Here is a 23,319-nt window from a genome sequence, read left to right on the forward strand (position 1 = left end):
CGGGAAACGAAAACGCAATTTATCTTGTGGAAAACCGCTTGCTAACGAATCTTCTATAATTTGTTCAATAAAATTGAGTGATTTTTCTTCGGTTGACATAATTATGTTTAATTTTAGCAAAGATAAAAAAATGGTTTAAAGTTTAAGGTTTAAAGTTACTTGAGATAACCTTAAACGGTAAACTTTAAACAAAAACTTTAAAGATGGGCATTATAAAACTAAAAAACATACGCACTTTTTCTTACCATGGGTGTTTGGTCGAAGAAGGTAAAATTGGTTCTGATTATAGAGTTGATTTAGAAATAAAAACTGATTTACGACGTTCTTCCTTGTCAGATAACTTATCGGATACGGTCGATTATGTACTTTTGAACCGAATTGTAGTCGAAGAAATGGCGATTCGTTCGCATTTATTAGAACATGTTGGTGGCAGAATTATAACTAGAATCTTTGCAGAAATTGCTTCTGTTTCTAGAATTATTGTGGCTGTCTCTAAACTAAACCCTCCTATTGGTGGTGATGTTGAATCTGTTACGATTGAAATGGAAGAATATAGAAATTAGAATTAATTGATGATTAACAATTGATAATTAACATTTTTTAAAAATTTGTATTTATCAATTGTTAATTATCAATAGTTTCTTATATTTGCAATCCGCTAAACAAAGGGCGTCGTGGCCGAGCGGCTAGGCTGGGCTCTGCAAAAGCTCCTACTCCGGTTCGAATCCGGACGATGCCTCTAAAACCTTCAAAGTAATTTGGAGGTTTTTTTTATGGTTAATTTTTAGGAAAATTAATTAAATATTACGTTCGAATCTTTCCGATAACTATCGGAACCTTAGTTATCGAGAGATGCCTCTAAAACCTCTAAATTACTTTGAAGGTATTACTTTAATAAAACTTTAATTAGTCTTTTAACACAAAAAACCTTGTTTAATAATTTAATAACTCATTCATAATCCTAATAAAACACATAATCTTCTAATGAAAAGTAATTTTGAAAATAAAAATTATGATACTAAAAAGACTTAATGTAAAACTATTTACAATTACAATAATGTGTTTTGCTTCAAAAATGAATGGGCAAATAACATTAGATAACACTTATCAAAACACAAGTTCTCAAACAATAGGTATTTTTCAAGGAATAACCTTTAGAGAAGGTGGTTTTTCTAGTTTACAGTATATCCCAAATACTAATGGAACTGAATTTTGGACAGTAACAGATAGAGGTGTAAATATTGATGCTGCAACAGCAAATACAGGCGCAACAGCATCGGCACAATATCCAACTTGTATTCCAACTTATGATAAAATATATGCCTTTCCTAACTATGCGCCAAAAATAATGAGATTAAAAATCGTTGGCAATGAAGTTCAAATCATGCAAATGATAACTATAAAAAGACCCAACGGGAATGATGCTACAGGTTTATTAAATCCTACAGGCTTTGGCAGTACTTCTGCCGAAGTAGCTTCTACAAATGTAGTTACTGATTGTGCAAATTTTGATGCCAATACTGCTCCAAAAGATGCTTGGGGAATTGATTCTGAAGGAATTGATGTAGATTCTGAAGGGAATTTTTGGATAAGTGAAGAAGGTGGTCCAACCATTTGGAAAGTAAGTCCTAATGGAATTGTTTTAAAAAGATATACACCATATACATTAACAGAACCTGAAGATGTGGCTATAAATAGCTGTTTTGCATTTAGAAGAAACAACAGAGGCTTTGAAGGAATAACTATTGCGCCAAACGGAAAAGTATATGCTATTATACAAAGTCCTATGTATTATAAAAATGTTTCTGGCGTGGTAGGAAGTGCTACTTTAGGAAATTCTAGAATTCATAGAATTTTAGAAATTGATCCTACTACTAATACACAAAAAATGTATGCTTATGTAAATGATGGACAAATTGGAACATCATCTGACATAAGACCAAGAGACTTAAAAATTGGAGATATTAAAGCGATAAACAACACTACGTTCTTAGTTATCGAACAAGGGTTAAGAGGAGCACAAAATATTAAAAGATTATATAAAATAGATATAACTGGCGCTACTGAAGTTTTAAGTGGTATAGCTTATGGTACTAAAACATTAGAAGAGCTTGATTCTCCTGCAAACTTGACAAGTAACGGTATAACTCCTGTTACTAAAACTTTACAATTTGATTTACACGCCAATGGTTGGCCAACAACTATAGAAAAAGCGGAAGGAATTGCTATTATAGATGCTAATACAATCGTTTTGTGTAATGATAATGATTACGGACAATATAGCCCAACTGAAAACGGAATTGCTACTCCAAATAATATGAACAGTTCTTTATACAAATATACTTTAGCTGGCAGCAACGCTTTACAAAATTATATTCCTAATAATAATGTTGTTTTATCTAATACAGATTTTATAGCCGAAAACAAAACGTTTAAAGTGCGTCCAAATCCGTTTATAAATGAAATTACGATAGATAATTTACTAAATGAACAATCTTCTTATACTATTATAAATACTATGGGTCAGGAAGTTATGAGTGGCAAAATTAGCTTTAATAAAATAAATTTAGAAGTACTAAAAACTGGTATTTATCTATTAAAAATAGATAGCCAATTTGTTAAAATTGTAAAAAATTAAGTTTTAAAAAAATGTAAAAAAGAGGAAACCTTCAAAGAACTTTGGAGGTTTTTTTTTTATGTATTTATTCTCTCAAATTATTCAATAATTAAAACTTTAATTGGTGAAATTTTACAAATAAGTAAATCCAAATCTTCAGCCTGTATATGAATATCACTTATTATTAAAAAAGAAATATTTTTTATTTTTTCGATTTCTAAATAGGTTTTATTATTAATCTTATTTCCTTGAATTTCAATGCTTTTATAAATTTTTTTATAGTTAGAATCAATGAAACCAATTGTAAAACCCGTAACATCAATTTTAGGATCAAATAAAAAATCAGGCATTTCATAACTTATTTCGGCATTAAGAACTTCTTTTTTTGATAATTCAACTATACATTTTCTAGCACATCCATATCCATTTATTAATGTAAATCCTGAAGGAAGTCCTTTAATTCTAAGAGTGTGTTTATCTGTAATTGAAATACCTCTTTTATTTTTATAAACCACATTGATAACCATTTCATTTCCGGATCTAGGTTTTAAAACATATTTTCCATCTTTAAAAGTTAATCCTTCACCTGTGGCGGTAAAAGATTTTACATTGGGAACAGCGCAATAGAAATTGGATTAGGAACACCACGATAAACCACATTCATTCTATCAGCAGAAACTACTGATGCATTTGTCTTTTTTACAACAGGAATTGTGTCATTTTGTGCATAAAATGAAAAAGAAAATAGTAGCAATATAATACAATAATACTGTTTCATTTTATAAATTTTATGTGAGATTAAATCTTGGTGTTTGAAATGATTTTCCTTATTTTTATCATTGGTGTTTTAGCAATTGACAAGTTTAAATTTGAGGTAAAGGTAATTTTATGAATAATAATTAGCGTTCCTTTGTTATTGTTGTTTATTTCTTCATAAATCTCCTTAGAAATTTTATTTCCTTGTACATCAAAACTAGCTAAAGTATCACCATTTTCGTTGGTTAAATAAAGTCTAAAGCTCGTTACAGTAATGTCATAATCTATTAAAAAATCGATTAGTTTAATTGATATTTCTGCGTTTAGTAGTTCTTTATTTGGAATTTCTAATGTACAATCGCTATTTATACAACCTTTCTGATTAACAAGTAACACAGCTGTTGGAAGATTTTTTACTTTAAAAGTGTGCTCTTCATATACTTTTGTACTGTCGGAAGTTTCTATTTCGACTAAAACTTTGGTTGTATTCCCGAATTTTGGTTTAATGTTATATAATCCATTTTCGTCTTGAGTAAAGTCATCACCTTTTATTTTATATGGTTTTGAGTCTTTAACAGCAATTGAAATAGGATTATAAATTCCTCTATAAACAATATTTAAATTGTTTAAACTTATTAAAGAAAGGTTTGGTTTTACTGTATGTATCGAATCATTTTGGGCATAAAATGATAGTGGCAATAATAGTAATGCAAATAATTTTTTCATAAATAATATTTATATGAAGTAGGTTTGTAAATAAATTATTTCTTCTCGATCTTCTCAATCGTATTTTTTACAAAGGTTTTGTCACTAGGAAACCAGCCTTGAGATAATAAAAAAGCTCCAAAAACAACAAGTAAAATACTACTTACTTTTTTAATTTTAATAATATTTGTTGTGGTCAATTTACTACGTAATTGTTTAGATAATAATATTTTACAAATATCGGTAGCAATATAAGTAACAATTACTGTGGTAAAAAACCAAATTACATTAGAAAGTTCCATGTGCATTTTAGGGACAAAAGTAATAATGATTAACAACCAAAAACCCAAAACACCTATGTTGATAAAATTGAGTAAAAAACCTTTTATAAATAGGTTTAAATAATCTTTTTTAATCAATTCGACAGCTTCTTCCTCTTGTTCTGCTTTATGTACTTTACGAAGTTTAAAATAAGATATTAACCCATAAGTTACCATGATAATTCCACCAAAAATAAACAAGGCTGGATCGTCTTTTAAACTCTGAATTAATCGATAACTACCTAAATAAGCAACACCTATAAAAAAAATATCGGCTAAAATAACGCCTAAATCAAACATTAATGCGGCACGAAAACCTTTTGTTATACTAATTTCTAGAAGTACAAAAAAAACAGGTCCTATCATGAAACTTAAAAATATTCCTAATGGGATTCCGTTGCCTAAAATATATTGAATCATAAATTTTTTTAATTAATATTCCGATGATGCAAGTTAAAAATTTATAAAAGATAAAAATCTACTTCTTGTTACATTTTTTGTAAAATTTCCTCGAAGTAACGATTTTATCTTTTACTAATTACAATATGTCCACCTAAAACTTTTTTCTCATTCACTTGTTTTGGATTTCCATAAATAGTTATTGTACCACCAGCTCTTGTTTTTGCGTCTACTAAATCGGTAGCAAATACATCTGCAAATCCTCCTGCATTTACAGAAACTGTAGTTTGAGAAGTAATACATTTTTCTGCTTCTAGTTTTCCTCCAGAGTTAGTAACGGCATCTAAATTTTGTGCTTTTCCTGATAATTTTATTACAGAACCATTAGATGATTTTACAGTAATTCTTTGCGCATCGACAATTACTTTTATTTGAGATCCTTCTTTTGCAATAAGACTAAAATCTAATGCTTTAATTTCGGTATCACAAGAAACATAAGAACCTTCATTGGCTTCTAATCCTTCTAATTTTGTAAAATAAACACGAGCAACTAGATCATCTCCATTTAAAAATTTACCTAAAGGAAGTCTAATTTTTAGCTCACCATTATTGTTTATAAGTTCAGCTTCATTTTCAAATTTCCCTTTTAATTCTATTTTATTTTCAGTTGATTGTATCAATTGAACTGAAATTTTATCGAAAGCTGTAACCTTAGTAAAATCACCAACATTTTTTGTTACTTGTGCTGAAAGTAAATTGGTTACAACCAAAAATGGAATTATAAATAGTTTTTTCATATCAATAAATTTAAATAAAATATTTAGGCAGCCCAGTAAAACAAATTAATTATTCTTTTCTTCTTAAAAAATTAAAATCTAATTGTTTTTTAACCAAATCAGCATTTTTAACTTTAACCCAAACTTCATCACCTAATTGTAATAAACCTTTAGAAATTTCTCCAACCAAAGCGTATTGTTTTTCATCGAAAGTGTAATAATCATCTTTTATATCTCGAATACGAACCATTCCTTCGCATTTATTTTCGATAATTTCTACATAAATTCCCCATTCAGTCACTCCAGAAATTACACCTAAAAATTCTTGATCTTGATGATTTTGCATGTATTTTACTTGCATATATTTAATAGAATCGCGTTCGGCATTAGTAGCTAAACTTTCCATATTAGAAGTATGCTGGCATTTTGTTTCATAAGTTTCTTGATCGACAGATTTTCCTCCGTCAAGGTAATACTGCAGCAAACGATGAACCATAACGTCTGGATAACGACGAATAGGTGAAGTAAAATGAGAATAATAATCGAAAGCCAAACCATAATGACCAATATTATCGGTCGAATATTTCGCTTTACTCATGGTTCTAATCGCTAAAGTATCAATAAGATTTTGCTCTTTTTTCCCGTTTACTTCTTCCATTAAAGCATTCAAAGATTTAGATATTTCTCCACCTCTAAAATCTATTTTATAACCAAATTTTGCAATAACAGCTTGCATAGCAAACAATTTATCTTCATTAGGTTCGTCGTGAATCCTGTAAATAAAAGTTTTCTTTTGTTTACCAATATATTCAGCTACTTTTCTGTTGGCTAACAACATGAATTCTTCGATAAGATGATTGGCATCTTTAGAAACTTTAAAAAAGACACCTTCTGGTTCACCATCTTCACTTAAGTTGAATTTTACTTCTACTTTATCAAAAGATATAGCACCATCATTCATACGTTTGCGACGCATAATTTTAGCTAAATCATCTAATTTTAAAGTAGCAGAAACAATTTCATCAGAAACTATATAAGAACTTCCTGTAATAGAAATATCTACTGGAATTGTATTGTCTTTGGTTTCTATAATATATTGCGCTTCTTCGTATGCAAAACGTTGGTTAGAATCGATTACTGTTCTTCCAAACCATTGGTTGATCACTGTTGCTTTTTCATCAATTTCGAAAATAGCTGAAAATGTATATTTTTCTTCATTTGGTCGTAATGAACAAGCAAAATTTGATAAAACTTCAGGTAACATAGGTACAACTCTATCTACTAAATAGACAGATGTTGCTCGCTGATATGCTTCATCATCTAGGATTGTTCCTTCTTCAAGATAATGAGAAACATCGGCAATGTGAATTCCTATTTCGTAGTTTCCGTTTTCTAATTTTTTAAAAGAAAGGGCATCGTCAAAATCTTTAGCATCTTTAGGATCGATAGTAAAAGTTAATGTTTGTCGCATATCACGACGTTTTGCAATTTCATCTTCATGAATAGAAGTATCTATTTTTTGTGCAAAAACTTCTACTTCTACAGGAAATTCTGCAGGTAAACCATATTCAGCCAAAATAGCATGTATTTCAGTGTTATGTTCTCCTGGTTTTCCTAAAACTTTAGTAACTGTTCCAAAAGGAGAATCAGCTTTTTTAGGCCAATCTTCGATATGCACTAAAACAACATCTCCTTGTTGTGCTTCTCCAATTTTTGCTAACGGAATAAAAATATCAGTGTACATTTTAGGATTTGCAGTACTTACAAAGGCAAAATTCTTCTGGATATCTATAACTCCTACAAAATCGGTTTTAGCTCGTTCTACGACCTCTATAACTTCTCCCTCGGGGCGTTTTCCTTTTCTTCTGTTGTAGATATAAACTTTTACAATGTCTTTATCTAAAGCGTGATTTAAGTTATTGGTTGGAATAAAAACATCTTCTCCAAAATCAGGACAAATAAAATAAGCTGTTTTTCGAGAAGTCATGTCTATTTTTCCTTCATAATAATCTTGTGAAATTCCTTTTACCAGATATTTACCAGGTTCGGTTTCTACAATCTTTTTTTGTGAAGCAAGAATTTTTAAATCCTTAATAATTTCATTTCTACTTTTAGTATCATCTACTTCAAGTAATGCTGAAATTTGTTTATAATTAAAAGGTTTATTCGCGTTTTGTGATAGTACTTTTAAAATCTTTGTTGAGAAATCTTTCTCATTTTTTCCAAACTTTTTTGGCATTTTACTCATAATTCATTTTTATAAAGTTGAAATTTACGAATAAGATTTTAGAATTTAGATTTTAGAATTCAGATTTAAAGAAAATATAACTTTTTTAAAGAGATAAAAGTTGAATAGATGAAAAACTAAAATAGATTACAATTCAATTTTTATCTCTTTGGTTTTTTTAAGTTGTCAACATTTATTAAATACAACAAAAAGAAAATTTAAATTTAAATTATTTATTGATGGTTATTATAGCGTGTTAATAGTTACTATAAATTATAAAAAATAAGAGTTAAATATTACTTTCTTTTTTTTATAATGACTTATGAACATACTTTTTTATATTCAAATATTTGATTTTAAAGAGATTTTAAAACTTTGTTAACATCCGTTGAAAACTAAAATACAAATAGAATTGTAAATAAGATTTTAATTTATTTTTGTTGATAAACTAAAAATTTATATTGATAACTTATATAAAAAAACCGCAAACTAAATTAGATTTTCTCGATTGGATTTTGGATTACATTTTTTATTAATACAAGCAAAAAAAACTTCTAAAATTCTATCTAAAGTTGTTAACAGAAGTTGTTAAGTTATCGTTAACTGAATATCAAGGAATTACGTTTGGTTATTAACAATGTAAAATTTTAACATATATATTATTAAAAATAACTGATTTTCAGTTAATTAGTTTATTTTATATTTTCGTTGAATAAACAAAACAACAAAGAGGCAAATCTACATTTCTTTCCTTAAATTTGTAACCACAAACACAACTACAATGAAAATTTCTATCGGAAACGACCACGCAGGACCAGATTACAAAAAAGCTATTGTTCAATTTTTAGAATCAAAAGGACATACTATAACAAACCACGGAACCGATACTTTTGACAGTGTCGATTATCCAGATTTTGGACATAAAGTTGCTCTTGATGTTGCTGAAGGAAAATCAGATTTTGGTATCATCATCTGCGGAAGCGGAAACGGAATTGCGATGTCAGCAAACAAACACCAAGGAATTCGTGCTGCTTTGTGTTGGATAAAAGAAATTGCTGCTTTAGCCCGACAACATAATGATGCGAATATAATAAGTATTCCTGCAAGATACACATCGATTCCCCAAGCTATAGAAATGGTAGATACTTTCTTAAATACAGATTTTGAGGGAGGAAGACACGCTACAAGAGTGGGGAAAATTAGTTGTTAATAAAGACAACTTAGACTGCTAGATTTTTAGACATCTTAGATTTTATAAGAAGTTCAAAAATATGAGATGTCTAAAATATCTAAAAATTTAAGAAATCTAAAATGTCTCACAATCACAACCATTCACATCATGAAGTAAAAGGTAAAAATCTTTTATTTTCGATAGTTTTAAATATTGTAATTACGGTTGCACAAGTAATAGGCGGAATATTGTCAGGAAGTTTGGCTCTTATTTCTGATGCTTTGCATAATTTTTCTGATGTTTTAACTTTAATTTTTAGTTATATAGCAAATGTTTTATCTAAGAAAAAAGCCTCTTTAAATCAGACTTTTGGTTACAAAAGAGCAGAACTTATCGCTGCTTTTGTAAACTCAATTACTTTGATTGTGGTGGCAATATATTTAATTTTTGAAGCTTCAGATCGTTTTTCTAATCCTCATGTAATTAAATCTAATTTAGTGATTTGGATGTCTGTTTTAGGAATTGTAGCTAATGGTATTTCGGCATTAATGCTCAAAAAAGATGCCGATCATAATATAAATATGAAATCTGCTTACATTCATCTTTTTACCGATATGATGGCTTCTGTGGCGGTTTTAGTCGGAGGGATTCTGATGAAAATATATCAAATTTATTGGATAGATAGCGTTTTAACTTTGGCTATTGCGATTTATTTAATTTATGTTGGTTATGATTTATTGAAAGAATCTACAAAAATGTTGATGCTTTTTACGCCGTCAAATATTGATATTCAAGAATTGGTTCGAGAAGTTCATAAAATTTCAGGTAATAATAAGTTATATCATATTCACGTTTGGCATCTTAATGATCATGAATTACATCTCGAAGCACATTTAGATTGTTCTGAAGATATAAAAATGAGCGAATTTAATATTGTATTAGAAAAAATCGAAGCGGTTTTGTTAGAAAAATTCCACATTAACCACATTAATATTCAACCTGAATTTCAGAAAGAAGAATCAAAAGATTTTATAGTTCAGGATTAAAACAAAAAATATAATTTGAAACATAATAATTCCAAAAAACTTCAATAAATAAGAAGCTTTGGAGGTTTTGTGTCTAAAGAAAAGCATTGCCAATCCAGAACCAATAATTCCTCCAAAAAAGACAATTAATAAAAGTTTTTTTTCGGAAATTCGATATCGATTTACAACAGCCATTTTTTTATCATAACCAATTAAAATAAATCCAATTATATTGATGATAAAAAAATAAATAAAAATGAACAACATAATTTTCTGAATATGCACAAAGATATTATTTTTGTTGAAAGACTTCAGAAATCTAATATCACAATCCTAAAATTCTGCAATGACCAACATCCAATTTATAGCAAAACAAGTCGCAACGACTCCAAAAAATATTGAAGCTACTGTAAAATTATTAAACGAAGATTGTACGATTCCTTTTATTTCTAGATATCGAAAAGACACTACAGGAAATCTTGATGAGGTTTTTATCGAACAAATCGCAAAATTAAACAAGGAATATGATGTCATTGTAAAAAGAAAAGAAGCGATTCTAAAATCGATAGAAGAGCAAAAAGCACTCACGCCAGAATTGAACAAAAAAATCTCTGAAAGTTTCGATTTACAAGAAATAGAAGATTTTTATTTGCCCTATAAAAAGAAGAAAAAAACCAAAGCTGATGTCGCCCGTGAAAACGGATTAGAGCCACTTGCTAAAATCATCATGGATCAGAAAAATGAGGATGTCGATTTCTTGGCAACACAGTATTTGAATGAAAATATTATAAATGAAGAAGCTGCCTTGCAAGGCGCGCGAGATATTATTGCCGAATGGGTTAACGAAAATATTTATGTTCGTAAACAATTGCGAAGATTATACGAACGAAAAGCAACTATAACAGCAAAGGTTTCAAAATCTAAAAAAGAAGAAGAAGCAGCGCAAAAATTCAATCAATATTTCGATTGGAGTGAGAATTTAACCAAAGCAGCTTCACACAGATTATTGGCCATGCTACGCGCAGAAAATGAGGGATTTATCAAATTAAAAATCGAAGTTGATATTGATGAAGCTTATGATTTAATTGATGAAATTATCATCAAAAACAGCAACAGTTCCGCCATTTCTCATGTGCAATTAGCGATTGAAGATAGTTACAAAAGATTGCTAACGCCAGCCATTTCTAATGAAGCTTTACAAGAAGCCAAAGCTAAAGCTGATGCCAATTCTATTCAGGTTTTCGCCAATAATTTAGGACAACTTTTATTAGCACCACCTTTGGGAGAAAAACGAATTTTAGCCATCGATCCAGGATTTCGTTCCGGTTGTAAAGTGGTTTGTCTCGACGAAAAAGGAGATTTGTTGTACAATGAAACGATTTATCCGCACGCACCACAAAATGAAACTGCGATGGCGATGAAGAAGATAAAATCGATGGTAAACGCATATAATATTGATGCGATTTCAATTGGTAACGGAACCGCTTCACGAGAAACTGAATTTTTTATTAAAAAAATCGCTTTCGATAAACCTGTTCAGGTTTTTATAGTTTCAGAAGCAGGCGCATCGGTATATTCGGCATCAAAAATTGCGAGAGATGAATTTCCTAATTATGATGTTACCGTTCGTGGCTCGGTTTCTATTGGAAGACGATTATCGGATCCGTTGGCAGAATTGGTAAAAATTGACCCAAAAGCCATTGGAGTAGGGCAGTACCAACACGATGTAGATCAAACCAAACTAAAAGAAGAATTAGATAATACGGTGATTCGATGTGTGAATTCGGTAGGAATAAATATTAATACCGCTAGTAAACATTTGTTGAGCTATGTATCAGGAATAGGCGAAAAACTAGCCGAAAATATTGTGCAATACCGCTCAGAAAACGGACCATTCGAGGACAGAAAACAACTAAAAAAAGTACCACGATTGGGCGAAAAAGCATACCAACAAGGCGTGGCTTTTATCAGAATTTCGAATGCCAAAAATCCGTTAGATAATTCGGCGGTTCATCCTGAAGCTTATGGAATTGTCGAGAAAATGGCAAAAGACTTAAAACTTTCTGTTCATGATTTAATTGCCAATAAAGAGAAAACAGCTTTAATAAAACCAGACAATTATATTACTCCAGAAATAGGTTTATTAACCCTAAAAGACATTATCAAAGAGCTCGAAAAACCAGGATTAGATCCAAGAAAATCGGCCAAAGTTTTCGAATTTGATCCCAATGTAAAAACCATAAAAGACCTTCGAACCGGAATGATTTTACCAGGAATTGTTAACAACATTACCAATTTTGGTTGTTTTGTCGATATTGGAACCAAAGAAAGCGGATTGGTTCACATTTCACAACTCAAAGCTGGATTTGTGAGTGATGTAAATGAAGTGGTCAAATTGCACCAACATGTTACAGTAAAAGTGACTGAGGTTGATGAAGATAGAAAACGAATTCAGTTGACGATGATATTATAAATAAAAATCCCAAACTCATTTATTGAATTTGGGATTTATTTTTTAATTTTTTTTAAAAGAAATTACTCTTTTGTATCTTCTTTTTTAGAATCTGCTGGCTGTTCGTCTTTTGCAGCGTTTTTGAATTCTTTTATTCCACTACCAAGACCTTTCATTAATTCTGGAATTTTTTTACCTCCAAAAAGTAATAAAACAACGGCTAATATGACAAGTATTTCTGTAACTCCTAATCTTCCCATGATATATAAAATTATGCTTTCGCAATTTAAAAATAAAACATTGAGCAAATATATTAAAGAATTTAATAAACCATTATTTTTTTAACGATTTATTATTACTAATAAACTAACCACACTTAGTAAATTATTATATTTGTTGTAATTATTGTAATTTATGTCAGAAAAAAGATTAAAAAGAAAAGCCTTTTTCAATAAAATAAAAACAAAGCGAAGATTAATTATTTTGAACGAAGAAACTTTTGAAGAAAAATTTTCTTTCAAACTGAACATTCTTAACGTTTTTATTGTGGCTACAATTGGTGCTATATTTCTTATTTCGATAACAAGTTATATTATAGCATTTACGCCACTTCGAGAATATATTCCAGGATACGCTTCGACACAACTTAAAAAAGATGCACTAAATTTAGGACTCAAATCGGACTCTTTAGAATTTGCTTTAAAGAAAAATGATGCCTACATACAATCTGTAAAAAAAGTTTTAACAGGCGATTTAGAATATGCAAAAGTGAATAAAGATTCGATAATGGCATCAGAATATGTAGATCCTTCTGAATATAATTTTTCTGCATCACCGGAAGAAATAGAACTCAGAAAAAAAGTGGAAGCAGAAGCTAAAAAAACTAAAAAATAAGAGCTTAAAGCATATAGCTAAAGCCTAAAGCCTTTTACAAATGTCTATAAAATCCTTTTTAGCGAAGCAATTCGCAAAAAAAATACATAAAAAAACGCTGAAATGGTCTCAAAATCCTATTGAAACACAACAAAAAGTTTTTCAAGATTTAATACGAGAAGCAAGTAATACAACGTTTGGAAAAGACCATAATTTTACTAAAATAAAAACTGTTGAAGATTTTACAAAGCAAGTTCCTATAAGAGATTATGAGGAATTAAAATCTTATATTGATCAAGTTGTAAAAGGAGAAAAAGATATTCTCTGGAAAGGAAAACCTTTATATTTTGCTAAAACATCAGGTACAACTTCGGGAGCAAAATATATCCCGCTCACAAAGGAATCGATGCCTTTTCACATCGAAGCGGCAAGAAACGCCATTTTAAGTTATATTCACCAAACTGGAAAAGCAGACTTTGTTGATGGTAAAATGATCTTCCTGCAAGGAAGTCCTATTCTTGAAGAAAAAAACGGAATCAAATTAGGAAGATTATCAGGAATCGTAGCTCATTTTGTTCCGAAATATTTGCAAAAAAACCGAATGCCATCTTGGGAAACCAATTGTATCGATGATTGGGAAACCAAAGTAAATGCAGTTGTTGAAGAAACTTTTCAGGAAAATATGACGGTAATTTCTGGAATTCCGTCGTGGGTGCAAATGTATTTCGAAAAATTGCATCAAAAAGCTGGGAAACCAGTGGGAGAATTGTTTAAAAATTTCAATCTATTTATTTACGGAGGTGTAAATTATGAACCTTACCGAGCGAAATTCGAAAATCTCATCGGACGAAAAGTAGATGCAATCGAACTTTTTCCTGCCTCGGAAGGATTTTTTGCTTATCAAGATTCTCAGAAAGAAAAAGGAATGTTGCTGTTATTAAATTCAGGAATTTTTTATGAGTTTGTAAAAGCTGATGAATTTTTTACCCAAAAACCAAAACGACTTACCATTGGTGAAGTCGAATTGGGCGTGAATTATGTTTTAATAATTTCTACAAATGCTGGACTTTGGGCATATAATATTGGTGATACCGTTCAGTTTACTTCTCTAAAACCATATCGTGTAATAGTTTCAGGGCGTATTAAACATTATATTTCAGCCTTTGGTGAACATGTAATTGGAAAAGAGGTAGAAAGTGCTCTGCAAGAAGCGATGCAAAATACATCAGTCCGTGTAAATGAATTTACGGTGGCACCACAAATTTTTCCTGTAAAAGGATTGCCTTACCACGAATGGTTTATTGAGTTTGAAAATGAGCCAGAAAATATCGAAAATTTTGCCTTGCAGATTGATAGCGCGATGAGAAAACAAAACACGTATTACGATGATTTAATTGTTGGTCATGTGTTGCGAACACTTGTAATTACTAAGGTCGATAAAAACGGATTTCAAGAGTATATGAAATCTATCGGAAAATTGGGCGGACAAAATAAAATCCCGAGATTATCTAATGATAGAAACATAGTTCAAAAATTAGAAAAAGGAGATTATGATACAAAATAGATTTTTAATTTGCTTATTTTTATTAAGTTTTTCGATAACCGCTCAAATAAAAGGAGTTGTAAAAGACAGTATTTCTGGAAAACCAATTCCGTATGTAAATATTTGGGTAGAAAACGAAAATATTGGAACAACATCTGAAGAAAATGGGGAATTTACAATCAGTTCGACAGAGAAAAATAAAAACTTAATATTTTCTGCATTAGGTTTTGAAAAAAAAATTATTAGAGCTTCAAAAGCAATTTTGGTCAATTTAAAACCAATGGTTTATCAGTTAGATGAGGTGGTTATTTTATCAGAAAGATTAGAAACAAAAAAGATAGAAATAGGCGATACGGACAACCAAATATATCAATCGTTTGATAACGGACCAAGAATAGACACAAAATTTTTTCCTTATCGTCCAGCTTATAAAAAAACAAAATTTATAAAAAATGTTACTATTGAAACAGATAGCCGAATAGAAAATGCTACAATAAAAATTCATTTTTATAGCATTGATGCAAATGGTTTTCCTAGCCAAGAAATGTTAGATAAAGACTTTATTGTTTCGGTAAAAAAAGGAACAAAAAAAAATATTTTCGATGTAACAAAATTTAACCTAACAATACCTAAAAAAGGACTATTTGTTGGATTCGAAAAATTAATTATTGAAAAAAATAAATTAGAAAAGACTATAATAGATTCAAAAACAAATAAAGCACAAGTTCAAAAAACTTACTTCCCTTTTGTGATGTATAATTTTGTAGAAAGAGCTTTTTTGTACACTTTTTCTGGAGGAAAATGGAACAGGCAAACTAAGCATAATGAGACTGATTCGTCAAATAAAATCATGGTGTATGAACCAGCAATAAACCTAATTCTTACTAACTAAATATAAAAACCTTATCTTTGTAGGTTATAAAATAAAAATTTAATGAAGGAAATTAAAAACATTTCGCGCTCACGAGCGCAAGAATCGTCGGCAGCTATCGAACGATTGTACATTACAATGCGCCATTTATTCAACAGAGGTTTCTATAAACCAATGGGAATTTCTGGAGAAACTTTAAGAGAAGCATTGCTGGCATTAAGACCTGAAATTTATGGGACTATTGCCGAAGAAAAAGTAGAACTAAACGGATTATTATACGTTATAGAGCGCCTTCCGGTAGGGATTGAAGAATGTCGTTACATTAATTTAACTTCGGACGAAGGTTATTCTAACTCGCATTTTCAAGCCATTGTTCCGCCAAAACGTAGAAGAAATTGCTACCGAATTGATGAGGAACAAATGAATGTAGAAATTACTCGTGGTCGTTCAGATATTTATGATATATTGACTCATTTAACTTTTATATTCATAGAATCTCACAAAATTAAAGACAGAGTTCTTATAGATGAAGATGGGAGAGTATCTCGCGATTGGCAAAAACTAGAACAAGCTGCGTTACAAAACAAAAAGCTGACATTAATTGAAAGAGAAAAGGCTATTTCTCACACAGCTAATATTTTAGGAAGAACATTTGCCGAGGTTTTAGCTATTTATGATAGTTTTGGAAACACAGCATCACCAGATCGTTTCTTGCATATTATTTATTGGTTAGGAAAAATTGCTATAGAAGAAGTGGTCGATAACAATAAAAGAACAATCACTTTTAGCCCAATTTTAAGAGAAAGATTAGGACATCACATTCATGGAGAAATTTGGGCAAATGATATTAAAGAAGTTTTGCAAAAAAACAATTTATTATCTAGACCAATCCACGTGATTAGTGCTAATATGCACAGTGTTATGAACTCGATTTTTGCAACTCACGTACTTAAAACAAAGTTTAAAGATAAATCAGATTTCGATATTTACGAAGAATTAAGTAAGCCAGGCGCTAACGATGTTCGTGATAAAGTAGAAGAATTTGCACTAAAACACGGTATGATTTCTTTGCCAGATACATCAGGAACTAATATTGATGTTCAGATTTTTGATACCGCTAAGATAGATTGGACAAAATCGGCTTTCGCCAAAGCAAAAATAGACAAAGTTTTACCAGTTTTAATCGTAATGGATTATGCTTTTGGAGAACAAGCTTTTGAAACTATTGATGAGTTATTGAAACCTTATAAAGTAGGAAAAGAGAAAACTTTCCTAAATGTAGAGTCGGTTTCTATTATGGGAAAAGCAGGAATTCTAGAAGGAGGAAAAGGAGACATAATGATTCCTAATGCTCATATAAATGAAGGAACAGCTGATAATTACCCATTTTACAATGAATTAACGGCTAAAATGTTTGAAGGAAATGATATTCCAGTTTTTGCAGGACCAATGATTACAGTTTTAGGAACATCTTTACAAAATAGAGATTTACTAAAGTTCTTTCATGAGTCTACTTGGGAAGCCATAGGATTAGAAATGGAAGGTTCTTATTATCAAAAAGCAATTCAAAGTGCATCTAAAATTAGAAAAAGTATCAACGAAAATGTAAAAGTTCGTTATGCTTATTATGCCTCAGATAATCCTTTAGAAACGGGAAGTACACTAGCTTCTGGTGGTTTAGGAACAACAGGTGTAAAACCAACGTACTTAATTACTATTAAGATATTAGAACAAATTTTCAACGTAAAATAATTATAATGAATTTTATTCCAACTAATTTAGCTGGTTGCTTTATCCTTGAACCTAAAGTTTTTCATGATGACCGAGGTTATTTCATGGAAAGTTTTAACGAGAATACTTTTGAAAAAGGAATTGGGCAAAAAGTCCATTTTATACAAGACAATCAATCGTATTCATCAAAAGGTGTTTTGCGTGGCTTGCATTATCAAACAGGAGATCATGCTCAAGCAAAATTAGTGAGAGTATTACAAGGAGAAGTACTTGATATCGCAGTCGATATTCGTCCAGAATCTCCAACTTATGGACAGTCATTTTCTATTTTATTATCAGGTGAAAACCAAAAACAATTGTTTATTCCGAGAGGATTTGCACATGGGTTTTTAGTAACTAGTGAAACAGCAACCTTCTTTTATAAATGTGATAATTTTTACAATAAAGAAAGTGAAGGCGGAGTAGTTTATAATGATCCAGCATTAAATATAGATTGGAATTTTCCTGAAAAAAAATTGATTATTTCTGAAAAAGATATGATTTTACCAACACTAGAAAATGCTAAAAAAGTATGGTAGTTTTAGTTACAGGAGCATTAGGTCAATTAGGTCAAGCAATTCAGTTTATTGCTTCAAATTATCCTGATTTCGAATTTATTTTTGCTTCTTCACAAGATCTAGATATTACAAATCAGGAACGTGTTAACCATTTTTTTGATACAAATAAAATAGATTTTTGTATAAATGCTGCAGCCTATACTGCGGTTGATAAAGCCGAATCTGAAATAGAAAAAGCGGAATCTATTAATGTTGTAGGGCCAAAAAACTTGGCCATTGCTTGTAAAAAAAACCAAGCAAAATTAATACATATTTCGACCGATTTTATTTTTGATGGTTCATCAAACAAGCCTTATTCAGAAACTGATACAACAAATCCGCTAGGCATTTATGGCAAAACAAAACTAGACGGAGAGCAAGCGGTCATAGATAATACGAATGAATATTTCATTATTAGAACTTCTTGGGTTTATTCTCAATTTGGTAATAATTTTATGAAAACCATGTTGCGTTTGGCATCAGAAAGAGATAGTTTAAATATCGTTTCAGATCAAATAGGTTCACCAACAAATGCTGTCGATTTGGCTAAAGCCTTACTTTCTATCATACAAAGTAACAGTTCAAAATACGGAATTTACAATTTTAGTAATGAAGGAATTGCTAGTTGGTATGATTTTGCTGTAGAAATTTTTAGAATAAATAATGTTGTTATCAATGTAAATCCAATTCCAACAGAAGCATTTCCTACACCAGCAAAAAGACCAAAATATAGCCTTTTAGACAAATCGAAAATAAAAAATACTTTCGGAATTGAAATAAAAACTTGGCAAGAATCACTATTGCAAACGATATAAAAAATGAAAAGAATACTAATAACAGGTGCTGCAGGATTTTTAGGTTCGCATTTGTGTGATAGGTTTATCAAGGAAGGCTATCATGTAATAGGAATGGATAATCTGATTACTGGTGATTTAAAAAATATAGAACATTTATTCAAATTAGAACATTTTGAGTTTTATCATCACGATATTTCAAAATTTGTTTATGTAGCAGGAGATTTAGACTATATTTTGCATTTTGCATCGCCAGCAAGCCCTATAGATTATCTAAAAATCCCAATTCAAACTCTAAAAGTAGGTTCGTTAGGAACACATAATTTACTTGGATTAGCAAGAGTTAAAGGAGCAAGAATTTTAATAGCTTCTACATCGGAAGTTTACGGTGATCCTTTAGTGCATCCACAAACGGAAGAATATTTTGGTAATGTAAACACAATAGGACCACGTGGTGTGTATGATGAAGCCAAACGTTTTCAAGAATCAATCACAATGGCTTACCACCGTTTTCACGGATTAGAAACTAGAATTGTTAGAATTTTTAATACTTATGGACCAAGAATGCGACTCAATGATGGTCGTGTTATTCCCGCATTTATTGGTCAAGCATTGCGTGGCGAAGATCTAACTATTTTTGGTAATGGTTTGCAAACTCGTTCTTTTTGTTATGTAGATGATCAAGTAGAAGGAATTTTTAGATTGTTGCATTCAGATTATGTTTATCCAGTAAATATTGGAAATCCAGACGAAATAACCATTAAAGATTTTGCCGAAGAAATTATTAAATTAACAGGAACAACTCAGAAAATTGTATACCACGATTTACCGGAAAATGATCCGTTGCAAAGACAGCCTGACACAACAAAAGCTAAAGAATTATTAGGTTGGGAAGCTAAGGTTTCTCGTTCTGAAGGAATGAAAATTACTTACGAATATTTTAAAAACCTTCCAAAAGAAGAATTATTAAAAGAAGAACACAAAGATTTTTCAGGATTTATTCATTAAATAAAAAATGACAAAAGGTAGGTATTCAAAATATATACGTCCAATAAGCATTATAATAGATTGTGTTTTGCTTTTTGTTTTAGCCAGTTTCTTCTTGAAGGGATTTGCTATACAATTGCCGTATTTTATGATTTACCAACTAGTTTCTTGGTGTGTATTAGCTTATTTCACAAAGTTTTACGAAGTATATCGCTTTACAAAACCTGTGGAAATTATGGGAATGTTATTCAAACAGTTGTTTTTGTTTTCATTGTTTGTTGTTACCTTTTTTTCTATTACAAGAGAAATAATTTTTAGTTTTAGACTCTTGTTATATTTTATTGGGTTTTCGTTTATGTGTATCACTTTTTTCAAAGGATTGTTATTTTATTACCTGAAAAAATATCGAATTGTTCTTGGCGGAAATTACCGAAATGTGATTATTGTAGGTTACACAGATAGCTCAAAAAATTTACAACAATTATTTCAAAACAGACCTGATTACGGTTATCGTTTTAAAGGTTTTTTTTCTGATACTATAAGTAATGAAAAGATAAAAGGAAATGTTTCTAATATTCAAGATTTTGTTTTACAAAACAAGATAGATGATATTTATTGCGCTTTAGAAGAACTCTCTAGCGACCAACTTAAAGAGTTGGTAGAATTTGCAGATTATTACAAGAAAACCATCAAATTCATTCCGGAATCGAATGAAATTTATGCTAAAAACTTAAAAATAGATTACTATGAATTCTTCCCCATATTATCTCTTAAAAGAACACCGTTAAACGAACCGCTACTTAAGTTTATTAAAAGATTATTCGACATTTGTTTCTCATTGCTTATAATTATTTTTGTTTTATCATGGTTAATACCAATTATTGCTCTTTTAATAAAATTAGAATCAAAAGGACCAATATTTTTTAAACAAGGAAGACCAGGTTTAGACGAAAAAGAGTTTTTTTGTTACAAATTCCGTTCGATGGAAATAAACGACAAAACAGAAGAATCGGTTGTGAAAAATGACCCACGAATTACTAAAATTGGTGCCTTTTTAAGAAGAACTAGTTTCGATGAGATGCCACAGTTTTTTAATGTGTTTCTTGGTGACATGTCCATTGTTGGACCAAGGCCACACTTATGGTCACATAATAATGAATACCAAACAAAAATCAGAAAATATAATTTAAGATTGCATATAAAACCTGGAATCACAGGACTTGCACAAGTAAAAGGTTTTAGAGGAGAAATAGAAACCGATGAAGAAATGGTAAACAGAATAAAATATGATTTATTTTACATCGAAAACTGGTCGTTATTATTAGATATAAAAATTATAGTACTAACAGTCATAAATATTTTTAAAGGACAGGAAAAAGCATATTAAGCATGAATGAGCTTGTTTCAATAATTACACCAACATATAATTCTGCAAAATATATTTCAGAAACTATTCAATCTGTTCAAAAACAAACCCATAAAAATTGGGAAATGATTATTGTTGATGATTGTTCTCAAGACGAAACAGTAGAAATCATCCAAAATTTTATGAATGAAGACCATAGAATTCATTTACTACAATTAAATAAAAATTCTGGTGCTGCAAAAGCACGAAATTTCGGAATCGAAAAGGTAACAGGAAAACACATGACATTTCTAGATGCCGATGATATTTGGTTTACCGACTTTATTGAAAATAGCATAAAAACCATAAATGAAAAAAAAATAAATTTTGTTTTTTCGTCATACAAACGTTCAAATGAAAATTTAGAATTTATATATTCGGACTTTATAGTCCCAGAAAGAGTAACTTATACAGACATTCTAAAAACCAATTCGATAAGTTGTCTCACGGCATTTATAAATGTAGAAGTGTTAGGAATAAAAAAAATGCCAGATGTTTTAAAACGGCAAGATATGGGATTGTGGCTACAATATCTTAAGGAAATTCCATATGCTTACGGCATTCAAGAACCAAAGGCAATATATCGAATAAGAGAAAACTCATTGTCTAGAAACAAAAAAAACTTGCTTAAATACCAATGGCAATTTTACAGAGAGGTAGAAAAATTAAGTTTTTTATCCTCTATTTACTATATGTTAAACTGGATGTATAGAGGATTTATGAAATATAGAAACTAAATCATCGACTTAAACTGTTTTAATTTGCCACGATTACTCCTTTCTAAAGAGTTTTTTCTTGTAAAAATAAAATTTAGATTGGGTTCTAGATATAGTGAAATAGCCTCTTCTATTTTACTTATTTGTTCTAAGTGCAATTCTTTTTCACTTACATAATCAATCTCAAATGCATTTATTTTAGTTTGCTTTATTATAAATTCTTTTACATTTCCATCGTCTTCAATAATACTTTTTGTAACATAATAAAAAGTTAGTCCAGGAGATTTTTTACCACTTGGTAAAATAGCAACATCATTTGTACGACCAATTAATTGTTTAAGAAGAGGTTTTTGTACAGTGCTTTTTTCGTCTAGAATTCCAATATCTCCAATATCATATCTAATAAAAGGATGCGCTTTGTTGTATAATGATGTTATAACAACCCTACCTTCTTTACCATAAGGCAGAACATTATTGTCTTCATCTAAAATTTCTACAAATAGTGTTTCGGAATTTATTTGCCATTCTCCATTTTGATTTTGAAAAGCAATTAAATCAAGCTCAGAAGCACCATATTCATTCACAACTGGGATTCCAAATTGTCTTTCCATTAGTATTTTATCTTCATCAAAAAGCATTTCCGAAGTGACCATACAAACTTTTAGAGTTGGGCATATTTCTTTTAAAATAATATTTTTGGTTTGCAAAAACTTAGCAAATAAAACGACTGAACTAGTGTACCCATTTATATAATCGAATTTTTTAGCTTTAAATTTTACCAATACTTTTTCTAAAACCACATCCGATAAATCGAAAATAGTAAAACGAAATCGGTTACTCAAAAAATCTTTAATTCTTTCTTTTTTATTACCAATAAAATCTAAAGGAATCCCATAAAAACGAGCTTGAAAAGAGGTATTGAAATTTATTTTGTACCAGCTAAATCTATATATAATTGAAGCCCAAGTAATAGCGTGACAGTATTTGTCTTTGGCAAAAATAAAAGGATCTCCACTAGAACCAGAAGTTTTATTTACAAATACAGATTTTGTTTCGCAATCTTTAGACAGTCTTTCAGCCAAAGGTTTTTGAAGATTTTTTTTAGTAAGAATTGGTAAATCATTCCAATTATTAATTTTTTTTGAGCCTATTAATTCTTTGTAGAAAGGATTATTCTCAAGGTGATATTCAACAATTTCTTCTTTTTTATTCTCAATAAAAACACGGTGTTGCTCTTCAGAAAAAGAAATAATTTTATCAAATTCGGCTTTAGCTTTCACAATTGGAAAACCATTTAATTTGAGCGTTAAATCGAATAATTTGAACATTAAAAATTATTTTTATCAAAAATAACA

At 30.0% G+C, this 23,319-nt stretch carries 23 protein-coding genes and 1 tRNA gene; 15 read left to right on the forward strand and 9 right to left on the reverse strand.

Annotation, left to right across the window (positions count from 1 at the left end; translation table 11 throughout):
* Positions 1 to 203 precede the first annotated feature (203 nt).
* The 3 genes from folB to ACKVOV_RS12375 all read left to right on the forward strand — a co-directional run bounded on the left by folB (position 204) and on the right by ACKVOV_RS12375 (position 2,638).
* Positions 204 to 563: a dihydroneopterin aldolase gene (gene folB, locus ACKVOV_RS12365; protein ID WP_409207067.1), complete on the forward strand. Its 360-nt coding sequence runs from the start codon at positions 204 to 206 to the stop codon at positions 561 to 563.
* A gap of 105 nt (positions 564 to 668) precedes the next feature.
* Positions 669 to 739, forward strand: a tRNA-Cys gene (locus ACKVOV_RS12370).
* A 273-nt stretch (positions 740 to 1,012) separates the two neighbouring features.
* Complete coding sequence (locus tag ACKVOV_RS12375; protein ID WP_409207068.1) at positions 1,013 to 2,638, forward strand: esterase-like activity of phytase family protein; 1,626 nt, start codon at positions 1,013 to 1,015, stop codon at positions 2,636 to 2,638.
* Between the two features lie 77 nt (positions 2,639 to 2,715).
* On the opposite strand, the gene ACKVOV_RS12380 is transcribed toward ACKVOV_RS12375, so the two are convergent.
* From ACKVOV_RS12380 to rnr, 6 genes are all read right to left on the reverse strand, one after another.
* Positions 2,716 to 3,144 (reverse strand): GldM family protein, encoded by a 429-nt coding sequence (locus ACKVOV_RS12380; protein WP_409207069.1) that lies wholly within the window; start codon positions 3,142 to 3,144, stop codon positions 2,716 to 2,718.
* 77 nt (positions 3,145 to 3,221) lie between these two features.
* Positions 3,222 to 3,395: a hypothetical protein gene (locus ACKVOV_RS12385; RefSeq protein WP_409207070.1), complete on the reverse strand. Its 174-nt coding sequence runs from the start codon at positions 3,393 to 3,395 to the stop codon at positions 3,222 to 3,224.
* A 20-nt stretch (positions 3,396 to 3,415) separates the two neighbouring features.
* A complete protein-coding gene (locus ACKVOV_RS12390; RefSeq protein ID WP_409207071.1) occupies positions 3,416 to 4,099 on the reverse strand; it encodes a GldM family protein in 684 nt (227 codons plus the stop codon).
* 35 nt (positions 4,100 to 4,134) lie between these two features.
* Positions 4,135 to 4,818 carry a LysE family translocator gene (locus ACKVOV_RS12395; RefSeq protein ID WP_409207072.1) on the reverse strand — a complete coding sequence of 228 codons (684 nt, stop codon included), beginning with the start codon at positions 4,816 to 4,818 and terminating at the stop codon, positions 4,135 to 4,137.
* Positions 4,819 to 4,922: 104 nt separating this feature from the next.
* Complete coding sequence (locus tag ACKVOV_RS12400) at positions 4,923 to 5,594, reverse strand: head GIN domain-containing protein (protein ID WP_409207073.1); 672 nt, start codon at positions 5,592 to 5,594, stop codon at positions 4,923 to 4,925.
* A gap of 49 nt (positions 5,595 to 5,643) precedes the next feature.
* Entirely contained in the window at positions 5,644 to 7,821 is a 2,178-nt protein-coding gene (rnr, locus tag ACKVOV_RS12405; RefSeq protein ID WP_409207074.1) for a ribonuclease R, read from the reverse strand.
* A gap of 760 nt (positions 7,822 to 8,581) precedes the next feature.
* Here rnr and rpiB point away from each other — a divergent pair.
* A complete protein-coding gene (rpiB, locus tag ACKVOV_RS12410) occupies positions 8,582 to 9,010 on the forward strand; it encodes a ribose 5-phosphate isomerase B (RefSeq protein ID WP_409207075.1) in 429 nt (142 codons plus the stop codon).
* A gap of 101 nt (positions 9,011 to 9,111) precedes the next feature.
* Complete coding sequence (locus ACKVOV_RS12415) at positions 9,112 to 10,017, forward strand: cation diffusion facilitator family transporter (RefSeq protein WP_409207076.1); 906 nt, start codon at positions 9,112 to 9,114, stop codon at positions 10,015 to 10,017.
* Here ACKVOV_RS12415 and ACKVOV_RS12420 read toward each other — a convergent pair.
* Positions 9,991 to 10,263, reverse strand: a complete 273-nt coding sequence (locus ACKVOV_RS12420) for a DUF1294 domain-containing protein (RefSeq protein ID WP_409207096.1) — start codon at positions 10,261 to 10,263, stop codon at positions 9,991 to 9,993. The genes ACKVOV_RS12415 and ACKVOV_RS12420 overlap by 27 nt on opposite strands.
* A gap of 79 nt (positions 10,264 to 10,342) precedes the next feature.
* Here ACKVOV_RS12420 and ACKVOV_RS12425 point away from each other — a divergent pair, with 79 nt between their 5' ends.
* Complete coding sequence (locus ACKVOV_RS12425; protein WP_409207077.1) at positions 10,343 to 12,469, forward strand: Tex family protein; 2,127 nt, start codon at positions 10,343 to 10,345, stop codon at positions 12,467 to 12,469.
* Positions 12,470 to 12,531: 62 nt separating this feature from the next.
* Here ACKVOV_RS12425 and tatA read toward each other — a convergent pair whose 3' ends face one another.
* A complete protein-coding gene (gene tatA / locus ACKVOV_RS12430) occupies positions 12,532 to 12,708 on the reverse strand; it encodes a twin-arginine translocase TatA/TatE family subunit (protein WP_409207078.1) in 177 nt (58 codons plus the stop codon).
* Between the two features lie 154 nt (positions 12,709 to 12,862).
* On the opposite strand from tatA, the gene ACKVOV_RS12435 reads away from it, so the two are divergent.
* The 9 genes from ACKVOV_RS12435 to ACKVOV_RS12475 are packed head-to-tail and all read left to right on the forward strand — an operon-like array spanning position 12,863 to position 21,985.
* A complete protein-coding gene (locus ACKVOV_RS12435; protein ID WP_409207079.1) occupies positions 12,863 to 13,342 on the forward strand; it encodes a peptidase in 480 nt (159 codons plus the stop codon).
* 40 nt (positions 13,343 to 13,382) lie between these two features.
* Positions 13,383 to 14,885 carry a GH3 auxin-responsive promoter family protein gene (locus ACKVOV_RS12440; RefSeq protein WP_409207080.1) on the forward strand — a complete coding sequence of 501 codons (1,503 nt, stop codon included), beginning with the start codon at positions 13,383 to 13,385 and terminating at the stop codon, positions 14,883 to 14,885.
* Positions 14,872 to 15,756: a carboxypeptidase-like regulatory domain-containing protein gene (locus ACKVOV_RS12445; RefSeq protein ID WP_409207081.1), complete on the forward strand. Its 885-nt coding sequence runs from the start codon at positions 14,872 to 14,874 to the stop codon at positions 15,754 to 15,756. The genes ACKVOV_RS12440 and ACKVOV_RS12445 overlap by 14 nt, the downstream gene beginning before the upstream one ends.
* 42 nt (positions 15,757 to 15,798) lie before the next feature.
* Positions 15,799 to 17,487: a DUF6909 family protein gene (locus ACKVOV_RS12450; protein ID WP_409207082.1), complete on the forward strand. Its 1,689-nt coding sequence runs from the start codon at positions 15,799 to 15,801 to the stop codon at positions 17,485 to 17,487.
* A gap of 5 nt (positions 17,488 to 17,492) precedes the next feature.
* Positions 17,493 to 18,044: a dTDP-4-dehydrorhamnose 3,5-epimerase gene (rfbC, locus tag ACKVOV_RS12455; RefSeq protein WP_409207083.1), complete on the forward strand. Its 552-nt coding sequence runs from the start codon at positions 17,493 to 17,495 to the stop codon at positions 18,042 to 18,044.
* Positions 18,038 to 18,877: a dTDP-4-dehydrorhamnose reductase gene (gene rfbD / locus ACKVOV_RS12460; protein ID WP_409207084.1), complete on the forward strand. Its 840-nt coding sequence runs from the start codon at positions 18,038 to 18,040 to the stop codon at positions 18,875 to 18,877. Before rfbC ends, rfbD begins: the two co-directional genes overlap by 7 nt.
* Before the next feature lie 3 nt (positions 18,878 to 18,880).
* Positions 18,881 to 19,864 carry a UDP-glucuronic acid decarboxylase family protein gene (locus ACKVOV_RS12465; RefSeq protein ID WP_409207085.1) on the forward strand — a complete coding sequence of 328 codons (984 nt, stop codon included), beginning with the start codon at positions 18,881 to 18,883 and terminating at the stop codon, positions 19,862 to 19,864.
* A gap of 7 nt (positions 19,865 to 19,871) precedes the next feature.
* Positions 19,872 to 21,230, forward strand: coding sequence for an undecaprenyl-phosphate glucose phosphotransferase (locus ACKVOV_RS12470; protein WP_409207086.1), 1,359 nt, complete (start codon positions 19,872 to 19,874; stop codon positions 21,228 to 21,230).
* A gap of 2 nt (positions 21,231 to 21,232) precedes the next feature.
* Positions 21,233 to 21,985 (forward strand): glycosyltransferase family 2 protein, encoded by a 753-nt coding sequence (locus tag ACKVOV_RS12475; protein WP_409207087.1) that lies wholly within the window; start codon positions 21,233 to 21,235, stop codon positions 21,983 to 21,985.
* Here the strand turns inward: ACKVOV_RS12475 and ACKVOV_RS12480 are convergent.
* The gene (locus tag ACKVOV_RS12480) at positions 21,982 to 23,292 is read right to left on the reverse strand and encodes a phenylacetate--CoA ligase family protein (protein WP_409207088.1); all 1,311 of its coding nucleotides are present in this window, start codon (positions 23,290 to 23,292) and stop codon (positions 21,982 to 21,984) included. The two genes, ACKVOV_RS12475 and ACKVOV_RS12480, sit on opposite strands and share 4 nt — an antisense overlap.
* Between the last annotated feature and the right edge of the window lie 27 nt (positions 23,293 to 23,319).

Source organism: Flavobacterium sp. (assembly GCF_046153165.1).
Classification (GTDB): domain Bacteria; phylum Bacteroidota; class Bacteroidia; order Flavobacteriales; family Flavobacteriaceae; genus Flavobacterium.